At 62.4% G+C, this 2820-nt stretch carries 4 protein-coding genes; 1 reads left to right on the forward strand and 3 read right to left on the reverse strand.

Annotation, left to right across the window (positions count from 1 at the left end; translation table 11 throughout):
• The 3 genes from ENZ75_RS27340 to ENZ75_RS27350 form a co-directional block, all read right to left on the reverse strand.
• Positions 1 to 634, reverse strand: a 634-nt coding sequence (locus tag ENZ75_RS27340; protein WP_164888038.1) for a hypothetical protein, incomplete at its 3' end; no start/stop codon positions are given.
• A gap of 214 nt (positions 635 to 848) precedes the next feature.
• Complete coding sequence (locus ENZ75_RS27345) at positions 849 to 1304, reverse strand: Crp/Fnr family transcriptional regulator (RefSeq protein ID WP_013528897.1); 456 nt, start codon at positions 1302 to 1304, stop codon at positions 849 to 851.
• A gap of 121 nt (positions 1305 to 1425) precedes the next feature.
• The gene (locus tag ENZ75_RS27350) at positions 1426 to 2109 is read right to left on the reverse strand and encodes a response regulator transcription factor (RefSeq protein WP_013528898.1); all 684 of its coding nucleotides are present in this window, start codon (positions 2107 to 2109) and stop codon (positions 1426 to 1428) included.
• 144 nt (positions 2110 to 2253) lie between these two features.
• On the opposite strand from ENZ75_RS27350, the gene ENZ75_RS27355 reads away from it, so the two are divergent.
• Complete coding sequence (locus ENZ75_RS27355; RefSeq protein WP_181172690.1) at positions 2254 to 2790, forward strand: L,D-transpeptidase; 537 nt, start codon at positions 2254 to 2256, stop codon at positions 2788 to 2790.
• Positions 2791 to 2820 lie beyond the last annotated feature (30 nt).

Raw genomic sequence — 2820 nt, forward strand, 5'->3', positions numbered from 1 at the left:
AGAGAAGGTTCACCCCGTCGGCGATCAGGCTGTCGGCGATTGCGGCAACCTGATCCGCCGACATGCGCTTGCTGGCGCTGCCATGCGCCGCGATAATGATCAAGGGAGCATGCTTGCCGTCCGCAAGGCTCCTGGCCGCCGCTCGTGCGGCCGGGCTAGGCTCCAGCCGATGATCGAAAGGCAGCCGCTTGCCGGCAAGGCGTTCGATGAGGCGATGGTAGCGCCAGGCATTGTGCCCGGGTCGTGCTTCAGGCCTTTGGCCCAGGCGCCAGGAAAGGGCGAAAGCCGGAAAGTTTGCCTCATAGGCAATGCCGCGGCCGAGCAGTGATGCCGAGGCCTGAAGCAGCCAACGCGCCGAGATGCGGAAATCGACGACGGCCAATCGCCCCTTGCCCTTGCTGTGACCGGCGATCAGGCGCGCCAGCGGCGTCCGCACATTGATCGCATCGACCAAATGGCCGGCATGGCGATTGAGGCTATGTTCAAGGGATGACGACCGGGTGGTTCCGTAGACGATGAAACTATCGGGGAATGCCGTTCTGGCGGCGCGCAATGCCGGAATCCGGATCAGTCCGTCGCCGAACGCGTCATTGCGGGAATACAAGATAATGGTCTCGTACCGCCCTGATGGCATGGCTCGCTCCCCCCAGGAGCCTGGTGGTGATGGCGCCTGCTGCGCCGGCCGCCTTCGAGGTGCTTTAGGATTTCACCTCTTGCCTGTCAACGGAGCCTTGCCGCTGGATCCGGGCGTCCGGACGGCCGCAGTGCGCCACGACCAGTTCATCGCTGTCGTTGAAAACACTTCTCCCTTCGGCTGCGAAGCCAGCAGCTTCGTGGGTACGCTAGATTTAGCCGGAGAAGCGCGGCGCCAGTTCCTCGATGCGGCGGATCATCGCCTGAAATTCCTCCGAGATGCGCTGGTGCAGCTTGACCGCGATCTCGGGATATTCCTCCAGGATGCGGCGGAACATCTTGCGGCTGAGGCGCATCACTTCCGAATCGATCTCGGCCGAGGCGCTGGTCAACCGGTTGGTGTCGGCGATCAATGCCAGTTCGCTCAGGATCGTGCCGGGGTCTGCCGTGCCAATCGGGATGCGTTCACCATTCTGCTCCCGGTAGAGCACGATGCGCCCGCTGACAACGATATAGGCGGAATCGGCCTCGTCGTCCTCGCGATAGAGCTTGTGGTTGGCAATCAGCCTGGTGTTCTCGGCGCCAAAGGCGAGCAGGCGCAGTTGTTCCTGCGTGAAGCCCTCGAAGAGCCTCACGGCGGACAGAACGCGGATGTCGTCATCCAGCGCCATCTAGCTATGTCCCCGAACCGACAGTCCGACTCCTCCTCTGCGAGTTCGATCCAAACCACCCTCCAACTGGATCGTACCCGAAAGCGGCCCCGCCCGGCCGCTCATTGGATAATGAAAATGTTTAAGGAACCAGCTTGTAGCCGCCGCTTTCTGTCACAAGAATTTCCGCATTGGAAGGATCGCGCTCGATCTTCTGGCGCAGCCGGTAGACATGGGTTTCCAGCGTGTGCGTGGTGACGCCGGAATTGTAGCCCCACACCTCCTCGAGCAGCACGTCGCGCGTCACCACCTTCTGGTCGGCGCGATAGAGATATTTGATGATCGAGGCCTCCTTCTCCGTCAGCCGCACCTTGCCGCCGCGCGGGTCGAGCAGCAGTTTCTGGCTGGGCTTGAAAGTATAGGGCCCGACCGAGAAGGTGGCATCCTCGCTCTGCTCATGCTGGCGCAACTGCGCCCGAATGCGCGCCAGCAGCACGGCGAAGCGGAACGGCTTCGTCACATAGTCGTTGGCGCCGGCCTCGAGACCAAGAATCGTATCCGAATCGGTGTCGTGACCGGTCAGCATGATGATGGGCGCCTTGTAGCCGCCCTTGCGCAGGATCTTCACCGCTTCGCGGCCATCCATGTCGGGCAGCCCGACATCCATGATGAGCAGATCGATGAGGCCGCCGCGCGCTGCGGCGACACCTTTTGCCGCAGTCGATTCCTGCAGCACGTCGAATTCCTCGTAAAGGGATAATTGCTCGACCAGCGTGCCGCGCAGGTCGTCATCGTCGTCGACGATCAGTATGGTGCGTGAAGTCATGGATCAATCCGTTGTTTTGAAAAGAAAATTCAGTTGACCGCTGCCTGTTTATGCGGAAGCTGACCGGCGTAACAGCCGTTCACAGTGATTTGTTCCGTGGCACGATCATACAAGAAAAAACACGATCGCAATGCAGCCGGCGCAATTTTGCGAAAAGGGCTGCGTGTGCTGACCGTGCGGGCGAGGCCTGGGCATCCAAGCCAGGGCCTGCTGCAGGCCGGGAAAACGGTGTTTGCCTGTGCGCTGGGGCGCGGCGGCATCTCGGCCGACAAGCGCGAAGGCGACGGCGCCACGCCGCTGGCCGCGATGCGGATCCTGTCGGGGTATTTCCGGGGGGATCAGTTCTCCAGCGGCCGCAGGACCCGGCTGGCGATGACGCCGATCGGGCCCGATCTGGGCTGGTGCGAAGTGCCTGACGACCGCAACTACAACAGGCCGGTCAGGATTCCCTATGGCGCCAGCCACGAACGCATGCGGCGCGACGACAGGCTCTACGATGCCTGCCTGGTGCTCGACTGGAACCTGTCGCCGCGCCGGCGCGGGCGCGGCAGCGCCATCTTCTTCCATCTGGCGCGCCCCGGCTTCACGCCGACGCAAGGCTGCGTGGCTGTCACGGCGCAAACCATGGCGCGGCTGCTGCCGCTGCTGTCGGACCGGACGGTGGTGAGGGTGGTAAGATAGTAAGATAGTAAGATAGTAGGGGAGTAGGGG

The organism is Mesorhizobium sp. M7A.F.Ca.CA.002.04.1.1 (genome assembly GCF_004022805.1).
GTDB classification, from domain to species: Bacteria; Pseudomonadota; Alphaproteobacteria; order Rhizobiales; family Rhizobiaceae; genus Mesorhizobium; species Mesorhizobium ciceri.